This is a genomic window from Subdoligranulum sp. APC924/74, assembly GCF_003324125.1.
GTDB classification, from domain to species: Bacteria; Bacillota; Clostridia; order Oscillospirales; family Ruminococcaceae; genus Gemmiger; species Gemmiger qucibialis.
In genome coordinates this window covers 1-13,030 of the sequence record NZ_PSQF01000076.1, presented here as the reverse complement: position 1 = coordinate 13,030, position 13,030 = coordinate 1, and the positions used below count along the sequence as shown (strand labels likewise).

Sequence of the window (13,030 nt, the reverse complement as noted above, 5' to 3'; positions counted from 1 at the left end):
TTATCGAGCATTTTGGCAACGCAGATGCCGTGCCGCAGCTGCCGGAGCGGTGCTTAAGCCGCAAGGCGGGAATTGTGCGGTGCTGCCTTAGGTGTATCTGTTCAGCGCTTCACGTTGAAAGCAGCCATACCGGGGTAAACGGCAGAATCGCCCAGCTCTTCCTCAATGCGGAGCAGCTGGTTGTACTTGGCCACACGCTCGGTACGGCTGGGCGCACCGGTCTTGATCTGGCAGGTGTTCAGGGCAACGGCCAGGTCGGCAATGGTGGTATCCTCGGTTTCGCCGGAGCGGTGAGAAGAAATGGCGGTGTAGCCAGCCTTGTGGGCCATCTTGATGGCTTCCAGGGTTTCGGAAACGGAGCCGATCTGGTTCAGCTTGATCAGGATTGCGTTGCCGCAGCCCAGCTGAATGCCCTTGGACAGGCGCTCGGTGTTGGTAACAAACAGGTCATCACCAACCAGCTGGACCTTGCCGCCCAGCTCGCGGGTCAGCTCCTGCCAGCCTTCCCAGTCCTCCTCATCCAGGGCATCCTCAATGGAGATGATGGGGTACTTTTCAACCAGGCTCTTCCAGTGGGCGATCAGTTCACTGCTGGTGTAATGGGTGCCGGCTTTGGGCAGGATATATTCGCCCTTCTTGGTGCCCTTCCATTCGCTGGAAGCAGCGTCCATAGCCAGCATGAAGTCTTTGCCCGGCTCATAGCCTGCATTGCGGATGGCTTCCAGAATGGTCTCGATGGTCTCTTCATCGCTGGACAGGTTGGGGGCAAAGCCGCCCTCATCGCCCACAGAGGTGGCCAGGCCACGATTCTTGAGCAGAGCTGCCAGGGCATGGAACACCTCAGCGCACCAGCGCAGGGCTTCCTTGAAGGAAGGTGCGCCGACAGGCATAATCATGAACTCCTGGGTATCGACGGTGTTGGTTGCGTGGGCACCGCCGTTCAGGATGTTCATCATGGGAACCGGCAGACGGTTGCCGGAAATACCACCCAGGAAGCGGTAGAGAGGAATATCCAGAGAAAGGGCTGCTGCGCGGGCAGAAGCGATAGAAACAGCCAGGATGGCGTTTGCACCCAGGTTGGATTTATCCTTGGTGCCGTCTGCCTTGATCATGGCAGCATCGACAGCGTAAATATCGGAAGCATCCATGCCGGTCAGAACATCATTGATGGTGGTGTTGATGTTCTCCACAGCCTTCTGCACACCCTTGCCGCCGTAACGGGCTTTGTCGCCATCGCGCAGCTCCAGGGCTTCAAATTCGCCCGTAGATGCGCCGGAAGGTGCCATGCCGCGGCCAACGGTGCCGTCAGCCAGCCAGACCTCAGCTTCAACGGTGGGGTTTCCGCGGGAGTCCAGAATTTCGCGGCCTATAACTTTTTCAATTTCCAGGTATGCCATTATCGATCGATCCTTTCTTTGGGAAACTATTTCATCAGCAGTGAGCACTGCCCCAACGATTAGTATCAACTAACCCTTAACACCGTCATTCTATCACAGGTTGTTACAAAATGCAAGGTACTTTTTGTGTTTGGCGGCTGCGGCAGAGTATTCTTATTTTTGCCGAGAAAGCGTTTATTTAATCTAACTTTTTGAATATTTTGAAACTTTTTTATTTTGATTTGCTCCGGGGCTTGACAAAATCCTGGCGGCGTGGTATTGTTTGTTCGTGGTTAGTTTGCGCTAATCTCGCAGGCAGCGACCCTCACAGCATGTAGGGAACAGCCCTCCCTTACATGGGTTGCTGCTTTGCCCCCCTTACATCAATAGGACCCCCGCCTTTTTTCTCTCTTTTGCAGGCGGGGGTCTTATTGTATTATTTTGCCTGCGCGGGGCCGGGGGAACAGACCCATACAAACAAAACCGGCACCCACGTGGCTCATTCCATGGGTGCCGGCCTTGCTTTGATTCGGTATGCCTTTGCAGGCGATAATGGCATTTTTGCGCGGCATGCTTGCGTGCCCGGTGGGCACTGCCGCAAATGAAACGGAGGCAATAAGGAGATTTGTGGGGATATGATGCAGCCGGAACGGAGGTCAATCAGCTGGCTGCGCGCAAGTTAGTGTTATCTAATCAGCAAAGATATAGTAGCATACTCCGGCGGGGGTTGTCAAGCAAAAGCAGGGAATTTGTTCAAAAAGTTTTGGAGGGGATGCAACACGATAAAAAAGGCACGCTGCCTGTTTGTGCGGGCAGCGTGCTGGATTTGCTTTAGTGCTGTTCCTGGTTTTCCGCTTGCAGCTGTTTGCGGAAAATAGCGCGGAAGATAAACCGGCTGAGCGGGCCGCAGTAGAACATCTGCCAGCAGAGCGCCATAGGGAAGTTGCAGCCCCAGGTATGCACCCATGTGCCAAAGCTGGGCTCCTTGAACAGCAGGGTAGCCACAAGGCTCATAACTGGGCACATGATGCAGACGATCATCAGGGAGATGGCATAGGTAATGAACTGCGGGCGGTCCGTGGGGCGCATAAAGGTGAACGCCAGGGCGGTGGCCAGCTTTTCGACCACAAAGAATTCCAGCACAAAGGCCACGGGCACCATAATGGGCATTTCGTGCAGAGCCATGCCAAAGGTAGCGTTGGTAACGCCGCCGGTGTTCAAGGCAACGTTATAAACGATCATGCCATACACCATGATGGTGGCCATGACGATGGTAAATACGATTCTTTGCGGCAGTGTTTTGGGCATAGGGAAATGCTCCTTTCTGAAATCAAGACCGCAGACAAAAAAGAAAGACAGCGAAACTTTCGTCTCGCTGTCTTTCCGTGCTGCGACTACCATTTATTGTGGCTATCATAGCACGTTTTGAAATTTTGTGTAATAGGGAAATTACAGATTCTCCGCCTTGCGCAGATTAAACAGATTTGATTGGATGCATTTGTGCAGGATGCGCATGGGGCAAACCGGAAGGGTTGGATGTTTTCAACAAGTGCGGGAAAAATTGTGGAAACAGGAAGCGTTTTTTCAGTTGTGGCCGATTATTTAGGTTTCTCCACGGCGGGATGAGGGCATCCCGCCCTACAGCATGGTTGTGAGCAAATAAACAATCATTTTTTCACATCGTCCTATACAAATATTTTACGGCGCGGGGCATATGGTTGGCAATTTTCAGGCTCGTCCGGGACATTGAGGACGCCGTTCCCTACCGACAGCCTAAAAAGCTCGGCTCCAATTTCTAATTGCTAATTGCTAATTTGGTCTTACTTTTTGCGGCACGCAAAAAAGTGCCCGGCTGCCAGGCAGCCGGGCGTTACGCTTATTGCAGGGAGTTAATGTACTCGTTCAGGGCCTCTTTCCAGGGGCGGGGCTGGGGCAGATTGTCCAGGCGGAGCATTAGGTTATCCAGCACGGTGTAGCTAGGGGTGCTGCCAGCGTCCGCTGCGCGGATGGGGTGCAGCTCCAGTTTATCTTCCATATGGGCAGCTTTCAGGATGGCTTGGGCGAAGTCATAGCGGCTGCAGCGGCCCTGGCACACGATATGGTAAATGCCCAGGGTATCATGGTCGATCAACTGCTCCACCGCGGCAGTCAGGTCATCGGCCGAGGTAGGGGAGGCAAAGCGATCCGTGGGAACGGCCAGCCAGGGGCAGGTGGGATCTGCGGCGGCGTTCAGCACGGTGGAAACAAAATCCCGCCCGATGCCGTACACCCAGGCGCTGCGCACGATCAGGTAGCGGTGGCACAGCGTGCGCACAAACTCTTCGCCCGCAAGCTTGCTTTTACCATACAGGCTTTCAGGGGCGGGGGCATCGAACTCATTATAGGGGTGGTGGCTCGCCTTGGCAAACACATCATCGGTGGAGAACTGCACCATCTTGGCCCCCAGCGCATCGGCGGCAAGGGCCAGGTTGCGGGGGGCCAGGGCGTTGACGCGGTAAGCGCGGTCGGGGTCCGTCTCGCAGCCGTCCTCATCATTAAAGCCGGTGCAGTTGATGATGACATCCGGGCGGTTGGCATCCGCAAAGGCGCGGACTTCAGCGGGGACAGTCACATCCACTTCCGCCACATCGGTGGCGATCAGCTGGTATTTTTCGCGGTCAAGCCGTGTACACAGCGCCTGACCAAGATGGCCGTTGGCACCGCTGATCCAAACTTTGAGCATTGCTGTTTTCCTCCATCTGGAACGGGGCAGTAGAGCACCCCGGAATTCTTCTCATACGCGGTTTTATTATAGCCCTGCTGGTTGAGAAGTGCAATGCGTTTTGCCGGATTTGGCGAAAAAAAGCGGCGGGATCAGCTTACATCCGTTACGGCAACATTGCTTGCCAGGTTGTAGCTGGTTTTGGTGTTCCAGTCGCGGCGGATGACGGCTTCGGCGGTCAGGGCGGTGTTATCGTACAGGATGCTCCACTGGGTATTGCTGGTCACATCCTGCGGGTTGGGGGCCTGAGAGGCCGCCTGCAGGGCCTGCCAGGCAATTTCCCGGTCAATACTGCCTGCATTGGCATCCAGGATTTCCTCGATGGCATCATAGCGCTCCCGGCCATGGCCGTAAACGCCGTTGCGCTGGTTGGGCAGAACGTTATCCTTGTACATGACAAAGAAGTTGGTTACGCTGCGGCTGGGGGTAACGGTCAGGGGGCGGGCGGGGTCATTGCAGTCGTATTCCAGCACGCGGCCATCACCGGAAGCATCGGTGATATAGAAGTGGTAATCCCGCCCGCTGGAAGCGAACATATCATATTTGCTCAGCAGCTCTACAGCTTCGGCTGTGGTGGCGGCGCGGTCCAGCACCAGGCGGATGGCAAGGGTGGTAGCGATCATCGGCTTGCCGGTCTGCTGGTAGGTGGGGTCACTGTCCAGCGTGAGAACGGCGATAGAAACGCCTTTTTCATTCATGCCGTCCAGGCAGATGAACGGCGCGGTGAGGGTTGCCAGCTTTTTGGCCATGCTCGCGTCCGGCGTGTTGGCGTTGATGTTATCCAGTGCGGCAAAGGCGACCGAGGCGTAACCGTCCTTGGGGGTGCAGTAGACCAGCATGGCGGAGGTATCGTTCTTGAAATCATAGTTGCGGCCCATCAGGGTGTGGCCGTCCGTGCCCTGGGTGCAGAACGCGCTGCAGCCAAAGTTTGGGGCTTTCATATGGATAGGCAGGTAGGGCAGGGCTTCGGCTAGGATGGCATTGATCATGCTCTGGTTATCGGTAATGCCGCGGTCGATCAGGCGGTCGAGATCATACGCATAGTCAATATCCATGCGGTAGAGGTTATAGTTTTCGTAATCGGTCAGTTTGCGGATGCTGTGGATGCTTTTGAGCCGGGTAAAGTACACCCCGCCGCCAACGGCGGCGGCGATGATGACCACGGCAACCAGAGCGGAAATGATCCATTGAATCGCTTTCATCTTTTCCTCCTGTTCATGACGGGTTGGCGGACAAACGGGGGCGGTGCTGGCTGATTATGCTTTTACGGAATCCGGCAGCGGGAAGGAAAAACGCATGGCAAGCGCTTTGAACAGTTCCTGCATGACCTGCACGGCAATGGCGCGGATATCCAGCTTGGCGATAAAATCCAGCACCTGCTTTTGCTCTGCGGCGGGCACCGCGTAAGCGTTTAAACTCATGGAAAGGAAGCGGGCCAACTTTTTTTCCAGCGTAAAGTATTTATCGCACGGGCGGGACATATAGCCCCGCATTATGCCCGCAGAGCCGATCTCCAGTTCATAGAAGTCGCTTTCGGTATAGCTGGGCAGGTAGGGGCCGAAAATGCGGTGCAGTTCGCTGGAGGTGTGCTGGTAGATATACTCGGACGCTTCGGTGTGGCTGTAGGCTTCCAGGTAGATATCCCGCAGGTTCTCGTTCAGCTCGGTCAAAGCCAGCTGGATGCTGGTCTCCACCGCGTACACATAGACGGGCGGCAGCTTTTGGCCTGCGATCTGGCCCGCCATATCAAACTGACTGCCGAACATGAATTTGACCAGCTCCACCAGAACGCCATCCTTGGTGCGGAACACATTCTGGAAGGTACTGATGCTGACATCGGCTTCCTTGACAATTTCGGCAACAGTGGTGCGGGTATAGCCTTTTTCCAGAAAGAACCGAACACAGGCCGTTAAAATGCGGCGCTTGGCGTCGGCGCTGTCATATCGTCTGGGCATTAGAATCACGCTTTCTGTATTGGTTTATATGCCAATTATAGCATTTGGATGCAGCGGGAACAAGTGGCCGGGATGGAGAAGATTTGGGCGGATATTTGGTGATATTGGATATCGGTTTTGATTGGAGTAGCATAACCAAGCGATATAAAAATTGAAAAAGGGATGCCGTTCTTTTCCGGTTGGCGGGCGCACGATGTGCGCCCCCTACGGGGAGCGCGCCAGATTACGGCTGATTTTTACGGCAAAACAAAAAGCCCGCACCCATACGGGTGCGAGCCAGAAAAGCTGAAAAGGTCAGAAATTACTTATTCTTCTCTTCATCCAGGCGGTCGAGCAGATCCCAGACGCCGAGCATATACTGGATGCCGAGGGCACGGTCATACTTGCCGTAGCCGGGGCGGCAGTTGCCGGGGCCTTCCTCCCACAGCTGACGGCCGTGGTCGGGGCGGATATAGCCCTCAAAGCCGTTGTCGTGGTAAGCGCGCAGGATCTCGATGATGCCGGTCTCACCGCAGCAATCGCGGTGGGCAGCCTCAGAGAAGTCACCGTTATCAAAGTGATGGATGTTGCGGATGTGAGCGAAAGCGATGCGGTCGCAGTGCTTGCGGACGATCTCGGCAACATTGTTGTTGGGGTTGGCGTTCAGGCTGCCGGAGCACAGAGTCAGGCAGTTGTACGGATCATCCACCATGGACAGGAAGCGGTCGATGCTCTCGGCGTCCACCAGCAGGCGGGGCAGGCCGAAGATATCCCATGGGGGATCGTCCATATGGATGGCCATCTTGATGTCGCACTCGCGGCAGGTGGGCATGAGGGCTTCCAGGAAGTACTTCAGATTCTCCCACAGCTTCTCCTTGGTGACAGGGGCATAGGCCTTAAACAGCTCGTCCAGCTTAGCCATACGCTCCGGCTCCCAGCCGGGGAAGGTCATGTGGTACTTCTCGGTGAAGTCCAGGATATACTTGGCCATAGCCTTGTAATCGTCCTTGATCATATCCTTCTGATAGAACAGGGCGGTGGAGCCATCACCGACAGGGTGGAACAGGTCAGTGCGGGTCCAGTCAAAGATAGGCATGAAGTTATAGCAGATAACCTTAACGCCAAACTTGGACAGGTTGCGGATGCACTGCTTGTAGTTTTCGATATACTGGTCGCGGGTAGGCAGGCCGATCTTGATATCGTCATGGACGTTCACAGATTCAACAACGTCGCCGTTGAAGCCGTAAGCGTGGATCTGATCCATGACTTCCTTGATCTCGTTCTCTTCCCAAATCTCACCGGGCATTTTGTGGTGCAGAGCCCAAACGATGCTGGTAACGCCGGGAATCTGCTTGATGTCGCTGAGGGTGATGGGGTCGTTGTCCTCACCATACCAGCGCCAACCCATTTGCATAGGCATAAGTGTGTTCCTCCTTGATTGTTGTTTATCTGGGGCAATCTTGGATTCCGAGTCAATACGGGGTTTCCCCGGAATGCCTTTTGGTTACGCCTTCATTAAGCGTTGACAGCGTCGTGCAGGGTCTTGCGGACAGCGCCGGGGCCTGCGATCTCAGCCTTGAAGTAAGCCTTGACCTTGTCGGCCAGAACGGTCTTGGTCAGGTCAGAGCCAAAGATGGAAGCATTGCTCAGGATGCTGTCCAGCTGGTCGGTGCAGCTGTCGGGAGCACCAAACTTGATGGTAGCCAGCTTAGCCTGCAGGTCATCCTTCAGGGGGTCTGCAGAAACTTCAAATGCGTTGCCGTTGTCATCAACAGCCAGCAGGTAACGCAGCCAGCCAGCAATGGCCAGCGGGATGGACACCAGGGTGTTCAGGTCGCGGCCTTCAGCAACATAGCTCTTGATGGTCTCGCCAAAGCGGATGCCGACCTTCTGGGAAGTATCGGTAGCGATACGCTGCGGGGCGTCCGGCATGAACGGGTTGGGCAGGCGCTGCTCAACAACTTCATCGATGAATGCCTTGGGCTCCAGGATGCCAGGGTTGACCACAACGGGCAGGCCTTCAACATAGCCCAGGCGCTTGATGAGGGCAACGATATCGGCATCCTTCATCTCGTCGCAGATCAGGGTGTAGCCCAGCATGCAGCCGTAAACGCTCATGGCGGTGTGCAGCGGGTTCAGGCAGGTGGTGACCTTCATGCGCTCGGTCTTGTTGACGGTGTCGCGGTCGGTCATATAGACGCCGGCCTTTTCCAGCGGGGGACGGCCATTGGGGAACTTGTCCTCAACAACCAGGTACTGCGGGCGCTCTGCGTTGACAAAGGCAGCAATGAACGTGTTCTTGCTGGTAACGATGGGCTCCATATCCTCGATGTTATCCTTGACCAGCTGCTCTTCCACGATCTTGTGGGGGCGCGGGGTGATCTTGTCGATCATGGACCAGGGGAATGCGATCTTGCTCTCGTCTTCCAGGTAAGCGATGAAGTCCTGGCCGACATAGCCCTTTTCAGCCCATGCCTTGGCAACGGTCATCACGCTGGACTGCAACTTTTCGCCGTTGTGGGAGCAGTTGTCCATGCTGACAACAGCCAGCGGGGCGGCACCAGCCTGGAAACGCTCGAACAGCAGGGCAGCGACCATGCTCATGGCGTGGCGTGCGTGTGCCGGACCTTCATCGATATCAGCCTGCACAACGGGCATCAGGCTGCCATCGGGACGGTACAGGGCATAGCCCTTCTCGGTGATGGTGAAGGAGATCATCTGCAGGCCGGGATCGGTGAAGATCTCCTTGAAGCGTGCCATCATGGCAGCGTCAGAAGAATCAGCGCGCAGGCCCTCGGCAACAGAACCGATGATCTCGCGGCTGGTGGAGCCATCCGGGTTCAGGGTGACCATCATGGTCAGATTGTCGAACGGGGTGTAGATCTTATCAATGATGTCATAGTCAAAGGTATCGGCTGCAATGATGCCGCGGTCCTGCAGACCTTCGTTCAGCAGGCGCTGCTGGAGAGCTGCGATAAAGCCGCGGAAGATGTTGCCTGCGCCAAAGTGGACCCAAACCGGATGCTCCTTGGTTTTGGCAGTCATAGCGTCATGGTCAAAGGCGGGCAGCTTAACGCCCAGAGCTTCCCATTCAGCCTTCTGGTTCTTGATGGATGCAGCGTTCATTTTCATGGCGAAACACTCCTTCAGATTTTGTTTTGTGATATCTTCGGTGGCCTTGCTTTGCAGCACGGCCGGTGTTGTTCATTCAAACTGTGGATAAGTATAACCCTTATTTTTTGCAAATCAAATTGGCGTAATTGCTTGAAAGATTGCAAAAATTGCGGTACTATGAAAGTAGAAAGAGAGATGACAGGATTATGGCAGAAAACAGCTTTCAACCCTTTACACGGCGGCAGACCATGATCCGCCGGGATTTTGAAATTTACCGCTACCGCTACATGGATGAAGTGGAGCTGCACCACCACGATTTTTATGAAATCTACATGCTTTTGCGCGGCAGTGTATCTTATACAGTCGAAAACCGCATCTTCCACATGCGCGCGGGGGATCTGATGCTGATCAGCCCGCTGGAGCTGCACCAAGCGCGGGTTGACAGCAATGATGAACCTTACGAGCGCATTGTGCTGTGGGTGGACCGCGGGTATCTGGAATCCCTTTCCAGCCCGCACACCAGCCTGACCCGTTGCTTTGACACCACGGTGCCCGGCCATACCAATCTGCTGCGCCTGCCCGGCCCCCGCAGCGCCGAGATGCGCCGTGAGCTGGACAAGCTGCGCAGCCTGCACATGCAGGAAAGTTATGGCAGCGACCTGCTGGCCGTTTGCAGCCTGGTGGAGCTGATGGTTGCCATCAATCAGAGCGCGGCGGACCGCAGCATGCAGAGCGCGCTTTCGGCCGATATGGCGTCTGACCGGGTGGTGGACGGGGTATTGAGCTACATCAACGAGCACTACAGCGAAGCCCTGACGCTGGATGCGCTGGCAGAGCGCTTTTTTATCAGCAAGTACCATTTGCTGCGCAAGTTTGAAGCGCAGGTGGGCACCACGGTGCACCGGTATATCCTGCAAAAGCGGCTGCTGAACGCCAAGCAGCTTTTGGCCGGCGGGCTTGCCCCCAGTGAAGTCTGCACCTACTGCGGGTTTGGGGATTACGCCAACTTTTACCGCGCGTTCCGCGCGGAATACGGCACCACGCCCCGGCAGTATGTACAGAGTTTGCGTGGGTAAAGTTCAAAAAACTGTCGTTATTGGTATTATAGCATACCCTGCCAATGGCTACAATAGGCGATTTTTCGAAAATTTTGGCAGGCAGTGCAGCAGCCGTGCTGCACCGCTGCACGCAAGGTCAAGTTTTCACTTTCCTTTTGCGACAAAATAGCGTACAATGGGGGCAGCTGTTTTTGGGGGTATCAGATACACCTTAACAGCTAAGTCGGGAGGTGGGCAGATGAACCAGCCAGACCCACAGCGCCGCATTGCGGGCGGGGTCGAATATGAATTGACGCGCCGCCGGGTGCGCAACCTGAACATACGGGTCCGCACGGATGGCAGTGTAGCCGTCAGCGCGCCGCGCCGGGTACCCTTGAGCAGTGTGGACGCTTTTGTGGCGGCGCATGCCGGATGGGTTGCCGCGGCGCAGGGCCGGATGGCGGTCCACATGGCAAACCGTGCCGCCGAACCGCCGCTGCCGAGCAAAGCCATCGCCCTGCACCAGATGCAGGCACTATGTGCGCAGTATTACCCGCTGTTTGCCGCCACCTGCCCGCGCGGAGAAATGCCCCGCATAGCGGTGCGGGACATGAGCACCCGGTGGGGGAGCTGCTCCCTAAAAACAGGAACGCTGTGTTTTGCCCTGCGGCTGTGTGTGATGCCGCTGCCCGCGCAGGAGTATGTGGTGGTACACGAGTTTTGCCACTTTGCCCACCCCAACCACAGCCCGGCTTTCTGGGCCGCCGTGGCCAGGGTGATGCCGGACTATAAGGCACGGCAGGCGCTGCTGAAAGGGAGATAGTACCATTATTTGGTTTTCATTCCCCATATATTGGCTGCCGTGATTAAAGAGTTCTATCGAACAGGTTCTAATTATTGCGTGCTTCTACTCTTTATCCACAGCATGTGGCGCATATCCCACCTGATATTTTTGAGCCGCGCCACACGCGGCGATCCACCAACATTATTCTTTTTTAATTCAAATTTAATATCGAGGAGGCGATCTGCACTTTGTCAGATTCCAAACGCTACTCCACGCTGGTGAACAACACCATCCTGTTTGCCATTTCCAACTTTGGCTCCAAAATCATCAGCCTGATTATTCAGCCATACCTGAGTTACGCGCTGGCCAGCCCGGATGTGATGGGTGTGACCAGCCTGATGCAGTCGGTGGCCAACCTGCTGATTCCGGTGGTCAGCCTGGGCGTCAGTTTTGCGGTGATCCGGTTTGGCCTGGACCGCAAGGTGGATAAATCCAGCGTATTCATGAACGGCCTTGCCACCATCCTGCTGGGCTTTGCCTTAATGGCGGTCTGCTGGCCGCTGGTGCGGCTGATCCCCAATGCGGCGGATTATCTGGTTCTGATTTACGCCTGTGTATTGATGAGCTGCCTGCGCACGCTCTGCACCCAGTTCATCCGTTCCCGCATGCTGAACCGTCTGGTTGCGGTGGATGGCGTTTTGACTTCCGCCACGCTGCTTGGCTTCTATTATCTGTTCCTGGATGTGCTGGATCTGGGCGCGAACGGCTACCTGCTTGCCATGGCCTGTTCGGATGCGCTTTCGGCAATCTTTGTTTTTATTGCCGGGCACTGCCACCAGTATTTCAGTTTCAAAAAGTTCAACAAAGCCCTTTGGAAGGACATGCTGCGTTATTGCATCCCCATGATCCCGGCTTCCATCAGCTTTTGGATCATCAACGCTTCGGACCTGTTCTATGTACAGGGCATGTGTGACGGCATTGACGGCAAAAGCAGCACCTGGTGGGTGGGCCTGCTGAAAGCCGGGTATTATCTGCCGCAGATCATTACCATTGTGGGGCAGATTTTTTATGAGGCATGGCAGCTTTCGGCTGTGACAGAGGAATCCGAGCGTTCGGCGTTCTTCAGCAAGGTGTTCCGGGTATATGCGGCGGTCATGTTCTGCTGTGTGGCAGGCGTCATCTGGCTGTGCCAGCCCATGATGCACGTTTTCCGCGAGGATTACTTCCTTGGCTGGCAGTTTGTGCCGTTCCTGACACTGGCTTCCATGTGCACCTGCCTGAACAACTTCCTGAACAGCGTGTATGTGGTATACAAGCGGTCCACCAGTTCGTTCTACACCATGTTGGTAGGTGCCGTGGTTAATCTGGTTCTGAACTTTTTGTTCATCCGCTGGTTTGGGCCATGGGGCGTTACGATGGCAAGTTTCATCTCCCTGCTGATTGTTTTCCTGCTGCGTGCTTACTCCACCCACGGGCTGCTGGAGATCGACTTTCACCCCGCCTGGATGCTGCTGAACCTTGGGCTGATCTTTGTGGAGATTGCCATGCTGTTCAAGCTGGAGCACTGGGTGCTGCCGGTCACGGTGCTGACCTTTGCCATCTGCCTGCTGAACTTCCGCGAGGTGTTTGCCATGGTGGAAAAGCTGCTGGGCATGGTTCTGCACCGCCGCAAAAAATCAAATTAAGTTTTAAACAAGTTTTGTTTTTCTTGTTGAAAGATTGCCCGTGCGTTGTGCACGGGCTTTTTTCTTTTCCGTTTTGTGGGCGGTTCTATTATATCGTGCCGCACTATGATATAATACGGGTGATGATTATTTTGGGGCTTTGGCCCGTGGCAGCCTAAAACGGCACCGTTGTATTTTTTAGGTGGGCGGGCGCACGATGTACGCCCTCACGGTCTCTACAGGGTAAAAATAGCATTTTGATTTACAAAATCATTATATTTTGGGCAACACCGCACAATTCCCGCCTAGCGGCTTAAGCACCGCTTCGGCGGCTGCGGCACGGCATCTGCGTTGCCAAAA

The 13,030-nt window shown here is 55.2% G+C and carries 10 protein-coding genes; 3 read left to right on the top strand and 7 right to left on the bottom strand.

Translation table 11 applies throughout. The features are described from left to right. Positions 1-101: 101 nt before the first annotated feature. From eno to C4885_RS12870, 7 genes are all read right to left on the bottom strand, one after another. Positions 102-1,397 (bottom strand): phosphopyruvate hydratase, encoded by a 1,296-nt coding sequence (gene eno, locus C4885_RS12905; protein ID WP_114000731.1) that lies wholly within the window; start codon positions 1,395-1,397, stop codon positions 102-104. An 810-nt stretch (positions 1,398-2,207) separates the two neighbouring features. Further along, complete coding sequence (locus tag C4885_RS12895; RefSeq protein ID WP_114000729.1) at positions 2,208-2,684, bottom strand: DUF2798 domain-containing protein; 477 nt, start codon at positions 2,682-2,684, stop codon at positions 2,208-2,210. A gap of 568 nt (positions 2,685-3,252) precedes the next feature. Further along, positions 3,253-4,098 (bottom strand): dTDP-4-dehydrorhamnose reductase, encoded by an 846-nt coding sequence (gene rfbD / locus C4885_RS12890; RefSeq protein ID WP_114000728.1) that lies wholly within the window; start codon positions 4,096-4,098, stop codon positions 3,253-3,255. Positions 4,099-4,229: 131 nt separating this feature from the next. After that, entirely contained in the window at positions 4,230-5,339 is a 1,110-nt protein-coding gene (locus C4885_RS12885) for a C45 family peptidase (protein ID WP_114000727.1), read from the bottom strand. A 54-nt stretch (positions 5,340-5,393) separates the two neighbouring features. Next, positions 5,394-6,092 carry a TetR/AcrR family transcriptional regulator gene (locus tag C4885_RS12880; RefSeq protein WP_114000726.1) on the bottom strand — a complete coding sequence of 233 codons (699 nt, stop codon included), beginning with the start codon at positions 6,090-6,092 and terminating at the stop codon, positions 5,394-5,396. 301 nt (positions 6,093-6,393) lie between these two features. Continuing rightward, positions 6,394-7,491 carry a mannonate dehydratase gene (gene uxuA, locus C4885_RS12875; protein ID WP_114000725.1) on the bottom strand — a complete coding sequence of 366 codons (1,098 nt, stop codon included), beginning with the start codon at positions 7,489-7,491 and terminating at the stop codon, positions 6,394-6,396. Positions 7,492-7,586: 95 nt separating this feature from the next. Continuing rightward, positions 7,587-9,203, bottom strand: coding sequence for a mannitol dehydrogenase family protein (locus C4885_RS12870; protein ID WP_114000724.1), 1,617 nt, complete (start codon positions 9,201-9,203; stop codon positions 7,587-7,589). Between the two features lie 188 nt (positions 9,204-9,391). On the opposite strand from C4885_RS12870, the gene C4885_RS12865 reads away from it, so the two are divergent. From C4885_RS12865 to C4885_RS12855, 3 genes are all read left to right on the top strand, one after another. Beyond that, on the top strand, positions 9,392-10,261 hold the full coding sequence (locus tag C4885_RS12865) for an AraC family transcriptional regulator (protein WP_242979598.1): 870 nt from the start codon (positions 9,392-9,394) through the stop codon (positions 10,259-10,261). A 220-nt stretch (positions 10,262-10,481) separates the two neighbouring features. Then, positions 10,482-11,045, top strand: a complete 564-nt coding sequence (locus tag C4885_RS12860; protein ID WP_114000723.1) for a M48 family metallopeptidase — start codon at positions 10,482-10,484, stop codon at positions 11,043-11,045. Positions 11,046-11,254: 209 nt separating this feature from the next. Beyond that, entirely contained in the window at positions 11,255-12,691 is a 1,437-nt protein-coding gene (locus tag C4885_RS12855; RefSeq protein ID WP_242979597.1) for a lipopolysaccharide biosynthesis protein, read from the top strand. Positions 12,692-13,030 lie beyond the last annotated feature (339 nt).

Bases quoted from the DNA above. Each gene is read 5' to 3' on its own strand.
- eno (WP_114000731.1), bottom strand. From the start codon at position 1,397: ATGGCATACCTGGAAATTGAAAAAGTTATAGGCCGCGAAATTCTGGAC.
- C4885_RS12895 (WP_114000729.1), bottom strand. From the start codon at position 2,684: ATGCCCAAAACACTGCCGCAAAGAATCGTATTTACCATCGTCATGGCC.
- rfbD (WP_114000728.1), bottom strand. From the start codon at position 4,098: ATGCTCAAAGTTTGGATCAGCGGTGCCAACGGCCATCTTGGTCAGGCG.
- C4885_RS12885 (WP_114000727.1), bottom strand. From the start codon at position 5,339: ATGAAAGCGATTCAATGGATCATTTCCGCTCTGGTTGCCGTGGTCATC.
- C4885_RS12880 (WP_114000726.1), bottom strand. From the start codon at position 6,092: ATGCCCAGACGATATGACAGCGCCGACGCCAAGCGCCGCATTTTAACG.
- uxuA (WP_114000725.1), bottom strand. From the start codon at position 7,491: ATGCCTATGCAAATGGGTTGGCGCTGGTATGGTGAGGACAACGACCCC.
- C4885_RS12870 (WP_114000724.1), bottom strand. From the start codon at position 9,203: ATGAAAATGAACGCTGCATCCATCAAGAACCAGAAGGCTGAATGGGAA.
- C4885_RS12865 (WP_242979598.1), top strand. From the start codon at position 9,392: ATGGCAGAAAACAGCTTTCAACCCTTTACACGGCGGCAGACCATGATC.
- C4885_RS12860 (WP_114000723.1), top strand. From the start codon at position 10,482: ATGAACCAGCCAGACCCACAGCGCCGCATTGCGGGCGGGGTCGAATAT.